This is a genomic window from Psychromonas sp. 14N.309.X.WAT.B.A12, assembly GCF_030397575.1.
GTDB lineage: Bacteria > Pseudomonadota > Gammaproteobacteria > Enterobacterales > Psychromonadaceae > Psychromonas.
Genome location: NZ_JAPNXS010000003.1, coordinates 1 through 15,080, shown reverse-complemented (window position 1 = coordinate 15,080; position 15,080 = coordinate 1). Strand labels below are relative to the sequence as shown.

Annotated in this window: 13 protein-coding genes and 1 tRNA gene; 7 read left to right on the top strand and 7 right to left on the bottom strand. The window is 38.7% G+C overall.

The window, feature by feature from the left end; all coding sequences use genetic code 11:
• Positions 1 to 82 precede the first annotated feature (82 nt).
• Together OW492_RS04935 and OW492_RS04930 are read right to left on the bottom strand one after the other, a co-directional pair.
• Positions 83 to 979: a Fe(3+) dicitrate ABC transporter substrate-binding protein gene (locus tag OW492_RS04935; RefSeq protein WP_290038829.1), complete on the bottom strand. Its 897-nt coding sequence runs from the start codon at positions 977 to 979 to the stop codon at positions 83 to 85.
• 2 nt (positions 980 to 981) lie between these two features.
• Complete coding sequence (locus OW492_RS04930) at positions 982 to 3,096, bottom strand: TonB-dependent receptor (protein ID WP_290038828.1); 2,115 nt, start codon at positions 3,094 to 3,096, stop codon at positions 982 to 984.
• 305 nt (positions 3,097 to 3,401) lie between these two features.
• Between OW492_RS04930 and OW492_RS04925 the strand changes: the two genes are divergently transcribed.
• From OW492_RS04925 to OW492_RS04910, 4 genes are all read left to right on the top strand, one after another.
• Entirely contained in the window at positions 3,402 to 4,403 is a 1,002-nt protein-coding gene (locus OW492_RS04925) for an iron chelate uptake ABC transporter family permease subunit (protein ID WP_290038827.1), read from the top strand.
• Positions 4,400 to 5,368: an iron chelate uptake ABC transporter family permease subunit gene (locus tag OW492_RS04920; RefSeq protein WP_290038826.1), complete on the top strand. Its 969-nt coding sequence runs from the start codon at positions 4,400 to 4,402 to the stop codon at positions 5,366 to 5,368. Before OW492_RS04925 ends, OW492_RS04920 begins: the two co-directional genes overlap by 4 nt.
• The gene (gene fecE / locus OW492_RS04915) at positions 5,368 to 6,132 is read left to right on the top strand and encodes a Fe(3+) dicitrate ABC transporter ATP-binding protein FecE (protein WP_290038825.1); all 765 of its coding nucleotides are present in this window, start codon (positions 5,368 to 5,370) and stop codon (positions 6,130 to 6,132) included. Before OW492_RS04920 ends, fecE begins: the two co-directional genes overlap by 1 nt.
• A gap of 114 nt (positions 6,133 to 6,246) precedes the next feature.
• The gene (locus OW492_RS04910) at positions 6,247 to 8,292 is read left to right on the top strand and encodes a bifunctional 2',3'-cyclic-nucleotide 2'-phosphodiesterase/3'-nucleotidase (RefSeq protein WP_290038824.1); all 2,046 of its coding nucleotides are present in this window, start codon (positions 6,247 to 6,249) and stop codon (positions 8,290 to 8,292) included.
• A gap of 68 nt (positions 8,293 to 8,360) precedes the next feature.
• Here the strand turns inward: OW492_RS04910 and OW492_RS04905 are convergent, their stop codons facing one another.
• The 5 genes from OW492_RS04905 to trmB form a co-directional block, all read right to left on the bottom strand.
• The gene (locus OW492_RS04905) at positions 8,361 to 8,585 is read right to left on the bottom strand and encodes a hypothetical protein (protein WP_290038823.1); all 225 of its coding nucleotides are present in this window, start codon (positions 8,583 to 8,585) and stop codon (positions 8,361 to 8,363) included.
• 50 nt (positions 8,586 to 8,635) lie between these two features.
• Complete coding sequence (locus OW492_RS04900; RefSeq protein WP_290038822.1) at positions 8,636 to 9,793, bottom strand: Na/Pi symporter; 1,158 nt, start codon at positions 9,791 to 9,793, stop codon at positions 8,636 to 8,638.
• 214 nt (positions 9,794 to 10,007) lie between these two features.
• Positions 10,008 to 11,453 (bottom strand): serine protease, encoded by a 1,446-nt coding sequence (locus OW492_RS04895; RefSeq protein WP_290038821.1) that lies wholly within the window; start codon positions 11,451 to 11,453, stop codon positions 10,008 to 10,010.
• Between the two features lie 460 nt (positions 11,454 to 11,913).
• The gene (locus OW492_RS04890) at positions 11,914 to 12,501 is read right to left on the bottom strand and encodes a DNA-J related domain-containing protein (protein WP_290038820.1); all 588 of its coding nucleotides are present in this window, start codon (positions 12,499 to 12,501) and stop codon (positions 11,914 to 11,916) included.
• A gap of 113 nt (positions 12,502 to 12,614) precedes the next feature.
• Positions 12,615 to 13,361: a tRNA (guanosine(46)-N7)-methyltransferase TrmB gene (trmB, locus tag OW492_RS04885; protein WP_290038819.1), complete on the bottom strand. Its 747-nt coding sequence runs from the start codon at positions 13,359 to 13,361 to the stop codon at positions 12,615 to 12,617.
• A 114-nt stretch (positions 13,362 to 13,475) separates the two neighbouring features.
• Here trmB and mutY point away from each other — a divergent pair, with 114 nt between their 5' ends.
• The 3 genes from mutY (at position 13,476) to OW492_RS04870 (ending at position 15,079) form a co-directional block, all read left to right on the top strand.
• Positions 13,476 to 14,540: an A/G-specific adenine glycosylase gene (mutY, locus tag OW492_RS04880; RefSeq protein WP_290038818.1), complete on the top strand. Its 1,065-nt coding sequence runs from the start codon at positions 13,476 to 13,478 to the stop codon at positions 14,538 to 14,540.
• Positions 14,541 to 14,543: 3 nt separating this feature from the next.
• The gene (locus OW492_RS04875) at positions 14,544 to 14,813 is read left to right on the top strand and encodes an oxidative damage protection protein (RefSeq protein WP_113820556.1); all 270 of its coding nucleotides are present in this window, start codon (positions 14,544 to 14,546) and stop codon (positions 14,811 to 14,813) included.
• Positions 14,814 to 15,003: 190 nt separating this feature from the next.
• Positions 15,004 to 15,079 (top strand) — tRNA-Phe (locus tag OW492_RS04870).
• Position 15,080: the final 1 nt, after the last annotated feature.

Below are 15,080 nucleotides of genomic sequence, written 5' to 3'. Positions count from 1 at the left end.
GCTCACATGAAGAGGATAAAACTAAACTATTTTGTGCGGCAAAATAGTTTAGTTTTTTGGTTTATTTGGTTGAGTTAAACGGTTAGTTATTTAAGGCTTCATCCAATTCTTTGGCAATGCCTTCTGCGGCTAGCATGCCACGGTTGAGAGACCAAAGTGCTGAAGACACCTGCACCATTTGTCCTGTTTTACTTATTTTAAGTAATTTAAATAATGGATTATTTTCCCAGCTTTCCAACACTGTGACGGGCTTGCTCCTTACATAGAATAACCAGTCTGGATTAACACGTAACAACACTTCTAAGTTAGCTTGTATTAAATGATTATCCTGCAAATCAGGTAATGCTGATTTCAAACCAAGATAACTAAACAAGCTACCAGTAAAAGACAGCGGTCCATGCATCCACATGCCACGTTCATTAACTGTCGTAAATTGAATCGTTTCGTCACTCTTAAAGCGTTCACGATAACTATTCATTAACTGTTTATGTTGGCTAATACGCGCTAACATTTCTGACTCTTTACCAACCGCTTTACCAATCACTTTAGCGGCTTCAAGTGCATCTAAGTAACTTTCTCCACGGCTTTTTAGCAACATGGTAGGGGCTATTTGAGAAAGATCTTCATAACTGACACGATGACGGTATATATCACCAATAATCAAATCAGGTTTAAGGCGTGCAATCACCTCTAGGCTAGGCTGAGAACGCATGCCGACCGAAGTCCATGGATCAAGTAACTCACGTACAGCAGGAATGATTCTTTGTGGGTCTAGATCATCTGCAACACCAACAGGTGAAATACCAATTGAAGCAAGTGCATCAATAAATGAATACTCTAATACCACGATACGTTTAGGCGCTTGTTGTAAAGTTAGCGTACCCAGCTCATGCTCTACTTCAATGCTTGCCTGTACTGACAATGCAGTACAAAGCAGTATTAAAGCGCCGAGAAGGCGCTGATAAACAAACTTAAACACAGTTAGAATTTACCTGATAAGCTGAAGGTGATATTACGTGGATCACCGGCGTAAATATTAGTATCACCAGAACCACCGTAGTAATAGATTTCATTAAATAAGTTTTCAATATTTAATGATGCGCGGTAATGCTCAATTTCATAATGAAGACCAATATCAACAGTTGTATAACCTGGTAGTTTAACGCGGTCTGTTGAGTCTTCATCAGTGTAACGAGAACCCTCGTAATTTGCCCCTAATGTAGTCCCTACGATACCGTCAGCAATTTTGTACGGGAAGTTATACTTAGTCCACACATAAGCATCATGCAGAGCACTCGCAGCAGTACGGTTGCCTTCAATATTATCATCAGGGTTATCTGACACTCTAGCATCAACGTAAGCGTAACCTAGTTTCACCTGCCAGTTCTCTATCGGCATCATTAACAGCTCTACTTCAACACCCGTGCTCTTAACGCCACCTAACAACTCATCTTCACCGGTTGTTAGGTTCTCCTCAACCACATTGGTTTTTTTAATATCAAAGTAAGCGATAGATAAGTTTGCTTTGTTATTAAATAGATCAGTCTTGGTACCCACTTCATATTGACGACCTTTTTCAGGGTCGAAATGGTCACCGTTAGCATCAGTGTCTTCGATACTATTTGGGTTAAAGCTTTCACCGTAACTAGCATATAATGAAGTTGCTTCAGATAAGTGATAAACCACACCAGCTTGAGAAACAAAAGCATCACTCGAGCTTGAATCAGTTGTCCCTCTATCTACTCTTTCAAAATCAGCATCTTGACGGGCATATCGAATACCAGTCATTAATGTCCAAGTCTCATTTAAATAAATTGTATCTTGTAGATAAGCTGCGTAGTTCATGTAGTCTGTAATACGATGGTTAACACTCGAATCGCCTTCATGCCCAGTTAAATCTGTTGGATTAGAGAAATCTACAGTACGAGCATCATCATAAGTTAAACGATCAAAATCTTTTTGTTCATAGCCAAAACTTAAGCCAGCTAATAACTGGTGCTCAACGTCACCCCACCACAAACTGCCAGTGGTTCTAGTATCAATAAAGTGATATTGACGTTTATTATCATTCTCACGGTCAACTAAGCTAACAGTATCAGTAGTATTATCAACTGAAGTTGTTCTGTAGTATTCACGAGTATCTTCATGCCACACACTTCGCCAATCAACTGTAATATCAAAGTCATCAGTGACCATGGTATTAAAAGTAGCAAAAGCCACCAAACCTTTATCTTCACCATTATCATCAGCAGATTGATAATGTGTATCTATTTTAGCAATTTGATTGATATCGTTATCTAACACGACTAAACCATCATCTGGAACACGTTGTTCAGTTTGTAACTCTAAACCAAATGTCACTTCTGTTTCTGTATCAGGGCGGTAAGTTAGCGTTGGGAAAAAGTAATAGTTTTGAGAATCAACATCATCACGATATGAATTATTATCTTCAGCACTTACTATAAAACGATATAACCATTTTTTATCATCCGTTAGCGGGCCTGTTGCATCTATCGATCCTGTAAAGCTATTGTCATCACCAAATTCACTGACGCCAGTACTATAGCTATTACCTGAAATATCAAAACTAAATGATGCTTCCTCTTGTGGTTTTTTAGTGATGATGTTCATCAAACCACCCGGTTGCACTTGCCCGTACATGATAGAAGCAGGGCCTTTTAAAATTTCTACACGTTCAACATTAGCCGTTGTTGGAGAGCCAAAACGAGAAGCTAAACCCGGTAAACCATTCACTTGAATGTTATTAAGGTCAGTATCAATACCACGTAAGCTAAAACTATCGGCATTTGTACCTGATTGACTTAACCCAGTTGTATAACCGTAAGCATCAGACAATGATTCCGCACGGATATCCTGTAAAAACTGTTGGTTGATAACATTGACCGTCAGCGGTGTATCTTTAGGGTCTACATTACTCTTAGTGGCAGTGCTTACTTCTGGGTTTAAATAAGAGTTTTGTTTACCAACAACGACCATTGTTTCAAGTTCTGTAGTCGTTTCTTCAGCGGATACGTAAGAGGTTAATCCCAAAATTAGGGCGAGACTGTGCGTCACAGGATTAATAACAAATTTCATTGTCGATTGCTCATTTTGTAGTTTAGGTGATAGAAAATCCGTTTAAGGCCTTCTGCATACAATTTTTTGGTTCAACTCACTCATTCCAGTGGTGTTTGAATCTATATGCGAATAATATTGATAATCTATATCATTAACAAGAGCAAAAAGTCGTTTTGACTAAGTTAATCCTTTTATTTGATATTGATTGTTATTACTCTTTAAAATAGAATCTTCGACATCTAACAGGTGATATGACTTTTGTTGTAAGGCCTAAGCGAATAAACAAGGTAGCTTCTTCCTTCACTTAGGTATTTCAAAATATTATGCCCCTCTCTATTCGATATATTTTGCTCTTTGTTTGCGCATTTACTTTGCTCTTATTTAGCTTTGCTTATTCTCTTATTGCTTGGTCTAGCTTCCCGCTTGACCTGTCACATATCTCAGCTTATTTATTTAATTTCGATAGTCAGAGTATTGAGCAGCAAATATTAGCAACCACGCGTATCCCAAGATTATTAGTTGCGATATTAATTGGTAGCAATTTAGCGGTAGCCGGAGTGCTGATGCAGGGCTTAACACGCAACCCTCTTGCTTCTCCCTCTATATTAGGCATTAACTCTGGCGCAGCTTGCTTTATGGCACTAGCCAGTATTGGTATTAATGTTTTAGGAGAGGTATCGAGTTTAGTATCAGCATCAGTTGGCGGTTTGATCAGCGGTGCGTTAGTGATTTTTCTAGGCGGTTTTTTCTCTGCTCGTAGTAACCCATTAAAATTAATTTTGGCCGGGATCGCGATTAATGCTTTATTAATTGGGATCACTCGCGCAGCAATCATCTTAGCCGATGATAGAGCGTATAGCGTGATCACCTGGTTATCCGGTTCTTTAGCAAGTATGGATTGGCAACAATGGCAGTTGTTATGGCCAAGCAGTCTAGTTGGTTTAGCCATTGCTATTTATGTCGCTAAAAATCTTAACCTACTTGCACTAGGTAATGAGGTAGCGACGAGTTTGGGCATTAATATCGCCTTCACTCGCTTTTTATCTTGTATCGCAATTATTTTGTTAACCGCTTCCAGCGTTTCTGTCGTTGGACCAATTGGTTTTGTGGGGTTAATCGTGCCGCATATTGCAAGACGATTAGTGTGTAATAACTATCTTTTATTGTTACCTGTTAGTGCATTATTAGGCAGTTGTTTAATAGTTTGGGCTGATGCTTTATCACGTGGCATTGCCTTTCCCGCTGAAACACCAGTTGGTGTGATCACGGCATTAATTGGTGCGCCTTTCTTCGTATTTCTCAGTATTAGGAATAAAGCCCTATGAGTCGTTTAACGCTCACTTCACTGTTGCTTATTTTATTACTGATTAGTGTTGGCAGTTTGTTTATTGGTGCTTCAACACTTTCTGGACAACAAATCATAGACACTCTACTGCATAGTGGCGAATATGATTTCATTGTTAATCAATACCGTTTACCTCGACTATTATTGGCAATTGGTGTTGGTGCAGGGTTAGGTTTATCTGGTTCTCTGATTCAAGGTGTTATTCGTAACCCTTTAGCTTCCCCTGATTTAATGGGAATTAGTGCAGGTGCAGGATTAGCCGCTACCGCCTTATTGGTCTTTTATGCTGCGGCACCGGTTTATCTATTATTATTAACCGCTTTATCAGGTGGCTTAATCGCCGCAGCAATTATTTTATTGATCGCCTATAAAACTAAGCCAACACCGATCAGACTAGCGTTAATCGGTATTGCCATTAGTACTTTCTTATCCAGTGGCATCGATTTTTTAATTATCGTTAACCCTGTTGAGATGAATACTGCGATGGTCTGGTTAACGGGTAGTTTATGGGGAAGAAACTGGACGCAAGTACCTATTATTTGGGCGACACTTGCCATTGTTCTGCCTTTTGCCTTCTGGTTAGCATGGCGATTAGATGTAATGGGACTCGGTGAAGACTGTGCAACGTCCTTAGGTATTCGTCCATCTAGGTTACAATTAATTGCATTATTAACGGCAGTGATCTTAGCCAGCATTAGTGTTGCAGTAGCAGGAACGATTGCTTTTATTGGATTATTGGCTCCCCATCTTGCGCGTATGTTGTTTGGGCATGATCATAAATACCTGATCCCTGCCTCTGCTTTATTAGGTGCTTTGATGTTAATTATTGCAGATACATTAGCAAGAGGTTTACAGCCACCATTGGAACTACCTGCTGGTGTATTAACATCATTAATTGGCGCTCCCTATTTCATTTTTTTATTACAACGTTATAAGGCTTGGTAATGATATCAACGGAAAATCTCACAGTATCCTATGGTGACAATACTATTATCAAAGATCTTAATTTAACCTTGCCCAAGGGAAAAATTACCGCCTTAATCGGTCCCAATGGCTGTGGGAAATCTACGCTTTTAAAAGCATTAGCGCGTATTAATAAAGCCAATGCAGGACAAGTGTTACTCAACAACCAACCTTTACAAACGTTTGCTGACAAACAATTAGCACAACAACTGTCATTATTACCACAAATACTGACCACGCCAGAAGGTCTCACTGTACAGCGCTTAGTGGAATATGGCCGCTCTCCTTATATTTCTCACTGGGGAAAGTTAAGTAGCCTAGATAAACAAATCGTAGCGCAAGCGATGTTCGAAACCCAAGTCAGTGAGTTTGCAACGCAGACAGCTAGCTCACTTTCAGGCGGTCAGAGACAACGAGCTTGGATTGCCATGGTGCTCGCACAAGATACCGAAGTGGTCATGTTAGATGAGCCCACTACTTATTTAGATTTATCACATCAAATTGAGTTGATGAAATTAATGCAAGCGATGAAAGCCAAGGGGAAAACCGTGATTGTCGTACTACACGACCTTAACCAAGCCTGTCGTTACTGCGATCACTTAGTAGTCATGAAGCAAGGCGAAGTCGTTGTGGAAGGCGAACCAGAAGTCGTATTTACAGAGCAATTATTACAGGATGTCTTCTCCCTCGCCGCTAAAGTGGTTCCCGACCCGATTGCTAATACTCCAATGTGTGTTGCTTATTAACCTCTAGAAAAAATGTCTTTCAATTTCAGATTGATGGGCATTTAATAGCACAGTAAGATAAATAATTTACTTTATGCTTTCTTACCCCTGCATTAAATTGAAAAGGAATATTCTGTGAAAAAAACGCTCCTCGCAACGCTTATCTCATCAACTTTGATTATCACAGGCTGTAATGACAACAATGACAGTTATTCAGCAACATTACGTGTTCTTGAAACCTCAGACATTCATGCCAATGTGATGGATTATGATTACTATAAAAGTAAACAAGATATCACCATTGGTCTAGCTAGAACGGCTAGCTTGATTAATATGGCACGAAACGAAGTTGAGAATACTTTATTAGTCGATAATGGTGATTTACTACAAGGTAGCCCAATGGGTGATTATATTGCTAGCGAATTTAAACAAGGACGCGAGTTCACTCTCCACCCTAGCTATAAAGCAATGAACCTATTAGATTATGAAGTCGGTAATATAGGTAATCATGAATTTAATTATGGTTTACGCTTCCTTGAAAAAGCGATAAACGGTGCGAACTTCCCTTACATTAATGCCAATGTATATTGCCAGTCAGACTGTTGGGAAGATAAAAAAGAAGGCGATAACCTATTTACACCTTACCTAATTAAAACAACCGATATCATTGATAATGAAGGTGTAAAACGCACTATTAATATTGGTTATATCGGCTTTGTACCTCCACAAATTCTGCAATGGGACAAACAAAATCTAAACGGCAAAGTCACAGTAAAAGGCATTGTAGAAACAGCACAAAAATTTATTCCTGAAATGAAAGCAGCAGGTGCTGATATTATTATTGCGATACCCCACTCAGGCATAGGATCCAGTGAAAACCCAAATGATGTTCATGCAGAAAACGCAACCTATGCACTGACCACAGTCGCAGGAATTGATGCGATTATGTTTGGTCATAGTCATTCAGTTTTTCCTAGCCAACAGTTTGCAGAGATCCCTAATGTTAATATTGAAAAAGGCTTAATTAACGGTATTCCTGCGGTGATGCCAGGCCGATGGGGCGATAACTTAGGCGTAATAGACTTTGACTTAACCTACCATGATAATCATTGGATTATTAATGATGCTAAATCTGAATCTCGCCAAATATTTAAACGTAACAAACAAGGTAGTAAAGTTGCGTTAGTAGAAGCAGATAAAAGAATTTATGATGCCGTTGCTGAAGACCATAAAGGCACTTTAGACTTCGTAAATGCACCTATCGGTAAAGCGAACAGTAATATGTATAGCTTTTTGACCTTAGTGCAAGATGACCCAACAGTGCAAATAGTCTCTGATGCACAATTGCGCTACATGAAAGATCAGGTAGCAGCTTCAGATAATAGTGCCTTAAAGGGGCTACCTATTTTGTCCGCAGCGGCTCCCTTTAAAGCCGGTGGACGCCATAGCACGGCATCAGATGTTGATGCATTCGTGGAAGTGCCTAAGGGTAATTTGACCTACAAAAATGCGGCGGATTTATATCTTTACCCAAATACGGTAGTTGCATTAAAAATAACAGGTGAACAATTAAAAGATTGGTTGGAATGCAGTATGAATCAGTTTAATCAAATTGATAGCACTTCAACTGAGCCACAATATCTGATTAATTGGCAGGATCACCGTACTTATAACTTTGATGTGATTGATGGCGTCAACTATAAAGTCGATGTAACCCAACCAAGTAAATTTAATGGTGATTGTTCTGTCATTAACCCTGATGCTCAACGTATCGTTGATCTAGCCTATACAGATGACCAAGGTAAAACGTTAACGGGCAATGCATTAATGAAACAAGACTTTATTATTGCTACCAATAACTACCGAGCATTCGGTGGTAAATTTGCAGGTACAGGTGCTGAGTATGTCGTCATGGAACAACCTGATACTAATCGTGATGTACTATCTGCTTACATTAGCGCAGAAACCAACAACAATGGCGCAGTTGATCCATCTGCAGATAATAACTGGGACTTTCTTGATATTAAAACGAATACAACCTTAGATATTCGCTTTGAAACACAAGACAGTGCGCTAGCGGATCGCTTCATCGCTGACAATGCACTGCGTACATTAACCAAACGAAGTGAACCAGATAGCTTAGGATTTGCCGTTTATAACATCGATTTAAAAGCACAATAAACTAAAGGTTAATAAACGTAAAAAGCGAACCAAATGGTTCGCTTTTTAATATACACAACTCATTGCTATTAAGGTTTCTTTTTAGACTGCTCTAATAAATAACTGATGAAATTTTTAATGCCCGCCAGATTTAATTCTGCACTCATCATATGATGGTCTAAATCATTAATTTCATGTTCTTGCTTTAAAAGCTCACGACGTTCCACTTCCGCTTTTAATTCAATTAATGTTGCTTGTGTTTCATTAATCAATTTATTTAATCTTTCAGTGGTTAACACTTGTAAATTACTCATCTGACTTTCCTCAATAATACTTTTTCTTAATCGCCAATAACTAAAATAGATTAAACAATACTCGTCACTGTTAAACACACCGCAGGGACAACAAAGAACACGCCTAGGATATAACCCAAAGCTGCAAACTTGTTTTCTGCTGCTGTTTGACCTAATGCTTCAGCGGCTTTAACTGGTAAATTACGTAGTGCTGGAATACCGTAAATGACCAACACCCCTAAAATGTTATATACCAAATGAATAAAGGCAATTTGCAAAGCCGCTTGAGCATTACCAGTAACGGCAGTAGCAGCTAATACCGCGGTAACACAGGTACCAATGTTCGCACCCAGAGTGAATGGATAAATATCTTTTAATTTAAAGGCACCTGAACCAGCGAGAGGAATCATTAATGAGGTAGTTGTCGAAGACGACTGCACTAAAATAGTAACCAATGTGCCAGACGTAATACCTGAAATCGGACCACGTCCAATAGCGGTATGCATAATGCCCTTTGCTTTACCTACCATTAGCTTTTTAAGTAACTTACCAACTAAAGTAATTGCCACAAAAATTAATAAAATTCCGACAATAATTAACGACACACCACCAACTTGATCACCTAATGAACTACCTACACTTTTAAATGAATCAACAACTGGAGCAGTGGCTGCTTTTACAAAGTTAAAGCCTTTAATTGAGGTATCACCTGCACCATAAAACAAGCTTGCTAACCAGCCGCCCATTTGCTCTAAAAAGCCAAAAGCGATCTCTAGTGGCAAGAAAATAACCACTGATAATAAATTAAAGAAGTCATGAACTGTTGCAGCAGAAAATGCACGCTTAAACTCTTCTTTCGCACGAACATGACCAAGTGAAACAATCGTATTAGTAATAGAGGTTCCAACGTTTGCTCCCATCACCATAGGCACAGCAAGTTCAACAGGTAAACCACCTGCTACTAAGCCCACTATAATAGAAGTCACCGTTGAAGAAGATTGAATTAAAGCGGTCGCAACAATACCAACCACTAAGCCAGCAAAAGGGTTACTCGCAAAAGCAAATAATTCCTTTGCATGGGCACCCACTGACATTTTAAACCCACTGCCAATGATGCCAACGGCACAAATAAGTAAATAGACTAAAAATGCAACGGTTATCCATTGCACATAATTATTAGAGTTTTCTGATTCGCCTCTGTTAGGCAGCACTGCTTGTACATTTTCCATAGTAAAACTTTCCCTGTGTCATAATTGATAACAGGGATGCTATAAATAATGTATTACAAATAGATTACTAAAAAGTGACGTTTTGATTGCCACTTTTACAAGTATTCACTAACTCACAATAAATAAAGTTAAGTAAATAACAGATAAATTTGAGACAAAAAAGCCATCAACAAGGTGATGGCTTTTTTTATTAGCTTCTTAGCTAAGTCTAAAACTAATTAACTAAAGAGGCAGTATATCGACGTCTAATAGCGATTAAAGTAAGTACAGACAGTGCGATAAAACCAAGGCTACCACCACTAGAGCTGCTTGAACTTGTTGTCGTTTCTGTTGTATCCGATGAAGTAACGATCACCTCATCAGAAGTCTCTGTTTCATCTTCAGTGGTGTCCGATGAATCATCTGCTACTTCATCCACAGTATCAGCTACATCCGCGTCACTATCATCATTAACTAATAATTCTCCGGTAAATACACTATCGGTAGTGATAGCATCATTCAAATCGAACTCGATTTCACAACTTGAAATATACTCTTCAGTAGAATATAAGAAGGTATCACTGCAGGCATCGCTAAGAGTAATGGTATCGCTGTAGCTATCGTCATCGAAAGTTAATTCACCAATATCCGAGTAAGTTTCTAAATCGTCACCATATTGATAAACACTCAATAAACCTGAAGCATAGGTCTCACTATCAGCATCGTAGATTGCTACTCCCTCTTCGACTACCTGTATACCGTCAATATTCTCTAGAATCCAAGTTCGTAAATTACTCACGTTAGTGTAAACAGCGGGAGAGTCAGAACAAGACGTAGCTCCCCAACTAACTAATCCGACTAAAGTTAACTGCCCATCAAGGTCAGCAAATACAGGACCACCACTATCTCCAGAGCAGCTATCAATATCTATATCGTCATCAGCTGTATAACCTGCACAAAACATATTATCAGTCATTGAACTTGCCCACTGACATTGATTAGTAGGGATAAACGGTAATTCTGCTTCTTGAAGTGTTGTTGGGATAAATTCTTCTGGAGTAGCATCCTCATCCCCTGACATTTTTCCGTAACCTATTACGGTCAATATATCGCCTTCTTCTATAGCACTAAATTGACTCGCTAACGGTAATGCCGGACCAGGTTGATAATAAGCAGAGTCTAGTTTTAATAATGCAATATCATAATCAATACTATCATCATCGTAGTTAGGTTGAATTATTACATCACTAAATTCATAAGCAGAGACACCACTTCCCTCTGCTGCATTGGTTGTTGAGTAATGTGTTGTGCCGCCGATGATTGCGCTAAAATCCGCAGCATCTAAAGCAGTGGCATTGCCATCACTATCATCAGTGTCGTAAACACAATGCGCAGCTGTTGCAACCCAATTAGAACTAATTAGTACGCCGCCACAAATAAAGTTACCTGAACTATATAAAGCCACCATCCAAGGGTACTCTCGTTGCGCATCATCGCCACCAACAATATAAGTGGTTGGTGTTAATGAAAGAGTATCACTATCGACCGTGCCCTCTACTTCTGTGGAAAATCGTAATGAATAACTCTCATATTCATCAGCGGCAAATGATGGTGTTGATAAGCCTAGGGTTAAGCTGGTGATACTCATTACAAATGCTGAAATTTTAGTGGTTAACGTCATAGTTGTGTTCGCTCTGTCCATGTAATGTTTAAAGGCAATATTAGCCTGTAAAATGCAGGTTATCTCGTTAATTTATTAATTTCACAACTTACTTTGTATTTACAAAATAGCATTGCTAATAAGAACAAGCATTTACGGTTCTAAAAACAGTTTAACAAGCTCACTTATTAAACTGTAAATACCTAATTATAGCTATATATTGGTAATTACCCACTTATCCTTTAAGAAAAAACCGTTAAATAACCATTACAATGCATTACAAATAAGCAATAACACATAAAAATCAATCAGTTGAAAAAACTTAATTTAGAAAAATTTTACGAATAGTTTTTAGTTAAAAAGGGATATACATTTTTCTATAAAAATATGTAAATTGAAATGAATGATGAAGTCATTACCTTCAAACTATAATGTCCAGCTCTATAATGTGTTCCCAAAAGATAAAATAATTACTGGTCGGCTATGCTTTTAACACTTGCCACGCTTCGCAAGCTTTCAGGAATTTATCTTTATCCCCTGTTGGTCTATCTGGGTGCAGTTTCAGTGCTAGTCGTCGCCATTGTTGGCGTATCTGTTGTGGTGAGGCTTGTGTATCTAACTCGAAGACATGTAACGCATTCGCTTTATCAATCGTATTTATCGCAGGGCTAATGGTCTGATGATAACGATCCCAAAAGCCTGTCAGCATCACTTCTATTTCATCTGAGTCTGTTTCAAAATACTGCCAATCTAAATAGTAACTGCGTAATGCAGATGTCTGTTCAAGAGCCACCTCAATGTTCGTAGGTGGATGCTCAAATAGTTGAATGTTCATCGCTTCAACTTGTAGCCATTGTAAAGGCAATAGCATTGTTTGTAGTTGATATAAGGCATTCATCAACAAGAAGTTTCTTTTAAATAAGTCTTTATTGGGGTCCTTATCTAGTTCTTCCAGTAATCCATTTTTTTGCAGCTCTGTGGCTAGGTGGTGAATCTGACAGTTTTCTTCAGCGGCTTCAATTAAGGTTAACAACGGCCAAATTAACGGGTTTTCAATATTGTTATTCATGAACAGTCTAACCACCTAAAAATATCAATAAAAAAAGCGAGTATTGATAATGAACAATACTCGCTTTCTTTGTCAACTTAATCGCTAAGCTTTAAATCACTCTAAGATGTTATTTAGCTAATACGCTCAAACAATAAATCCCATACCCCATGGCCTAAACGATGACCACGAGATTCAAATTTAGTCAGTGGACGCCAATCTGGACGTGGAGCATAATCACCTTCAGTACTGATATTTTTAAAATCTGTCGCAGCTTGTAAAACTTCTAACATGTGCTCTGCGTAGTTTTCCCAATCTGTCGCCATGTGGATAACACCACCAATCGCTAATTTAGGACGCATGTTTTCAATGAAGGCAGGTTGCACGATACGACGTTTATGATGACGCGCTTTATGCCAAGGATCTGGGAAGTATAATTGGAAAGTAGATAAGCTTTGATCAGGGATCATAAACTCTAATACTTCAACGGCATCATGGTTCATTACGCGTAAATTAGTCACGCCTGCTTCACCGGCATCAGCTAAACATGCACCAACACCAGGACCATGCACTTCAATACCTAAAAAGTTTTTCTCTGGTGCATTTTTAGCCATTTCAATCAATGACTTACCCATACCAAAACCGATTTCTAAAACAACAGGGTTGGCATTACCAAATAGCGCTGTAAAGTCGATCTGTTTTTCTTGGTAATCTACACCCATAGTTGGCCATAAATCATCAATAGCAGTTTGTTGACGTTTAGTCATGCGCCCTTCACGTTTAACAAAAGAACGAATTTTACGAATATACTTTTCTTTCGTGTTTTCAATGTTGTTTTCTTCTGTTCCATTATCTGTCGCAGACTGGTCATGCTCTGTCATTTTCTTACCTTTCAGTTTTTGGTCTTGGTCTAATTAGCCGTGCATTATGCAATGTTATATTAATTGTGCAACTCTGCTAGACTAGCGCTCTTTTTTATTATTGAAGAGTTTCTAGTGAGTGAGTTGCATTTTAGCCAAAGAATCAATGATTGGCACCAACAACATGGCCGTAAAACCTTACCTTGGCAAATAGATAAGAGTTTATATAAGACTTGGGTCAGTGAAGTTATGTTACAACAGACGCAAGTAGCGACTGTAATCCCCTATTTTACTAAATTTATGCGCTCATTTCCTTCTATTTCCTATTTGGCGAATGCACCTATTGATGAAGTATTACATCACTGGACAGGATTAGGTTATTACGCCCGTGCTCGTAACTTACATAAGGCAGCACAAATCGTCAGAGATCAGTTCAATGGTGAATTCCCTGAACAGTTTGATGATGTATTAGCGCTACCGGGCATTGGCCGTTCGACTGCAGGTGCGGTGTTATCACTCACCTTGAATAAACACTTCCCTATTCTTGATGGTAACGTAAAGCGTGTCTTAACGCGCCATCAAAAAATTGAAGGTTGGACTGGTGAAAAGAAAGTTGAAAATCAACTTTGGGCATTAGCAGATAAAGTGACTCCCAAGAAAAACACTAACATTTTCAACCAAGCCATGATGGATATGGGGGCAATGATTTGCACACGCAGCAAACCTAAATGTGAAGAGTGTCCTGTATCTGACGATTGTTTAGCGTTAGCAGATAATTGCATGACTGATTACCCAACACCAAAAGCCAAAAAGAAGATTCCAGTAAGAACGGCTGTGATGTTGGTGTTAAAACACAAGCAACAAGGTATTCAATTAATACAACGTCCACCAACCGGCATTTGGGGTGGATTATGGTGTTTCCCTGAATTCACCGATAATGAGTCGGCATTAGCCAGTTTATCTGATATCGGTATTACCGAATACAATGCCACTGAGTTACCGACTTTCCGTCATACATTTAGTCATTATCACTTTGATATTTCGCCAATACTAGTGGAGTTTGGTAAGCAAGAAAGTCAGCAAGTCATGGAACAAACTGGCCAACTTTGGTATAACTTACAACATCCACAAAAAGTGGGATTAGCGGCAGCAACTAAAAAAATATTAAATACCGTTAATAAAATAACGCACAAGGAATAAATGATGTCTCGTACTGTATTCTGTACCTATTTGAAAAAAGAAGCGCCTGGTTTAGCGTATCAATTAATTCCAGGTGAAGTTGGCAAACGTATTTACGACAATATCAGTCAAGAGGCATGGGCTATATGGCAACATAAGCAAACTATGCTAATTAATGAGAAAAAATTAAATCTAATGCAAGCGGAAGATCGTGCTCTGATCCAAGAAGCAATGCTAGGATTTTTGTTTGAAGAAAAAGATGTGGAGATCGAAGGCTTTACACCTAAAGATTAATCCAACAAGGTTGAGTGTTCACAATTAGAGCACTTAACGTTCAAAGCACGAGCAAACACACTAAAATGTTAATAAAACTGTAAAAATAGGTTGACGATACACACTAAAGTCTATTTAATACGCCTCGTTCCTGCTTAGTTAGCTCAGTTGATTAGATTTAGACAGAGTTAAAAAGCAAAAGGAACAGTATGCTTCGTTAGCTCAGTCGGTAGAGCAGAGGATTGAAAATCCTCGTGTCCTTGGTTCAATTCCGAGACGAAGCACCAT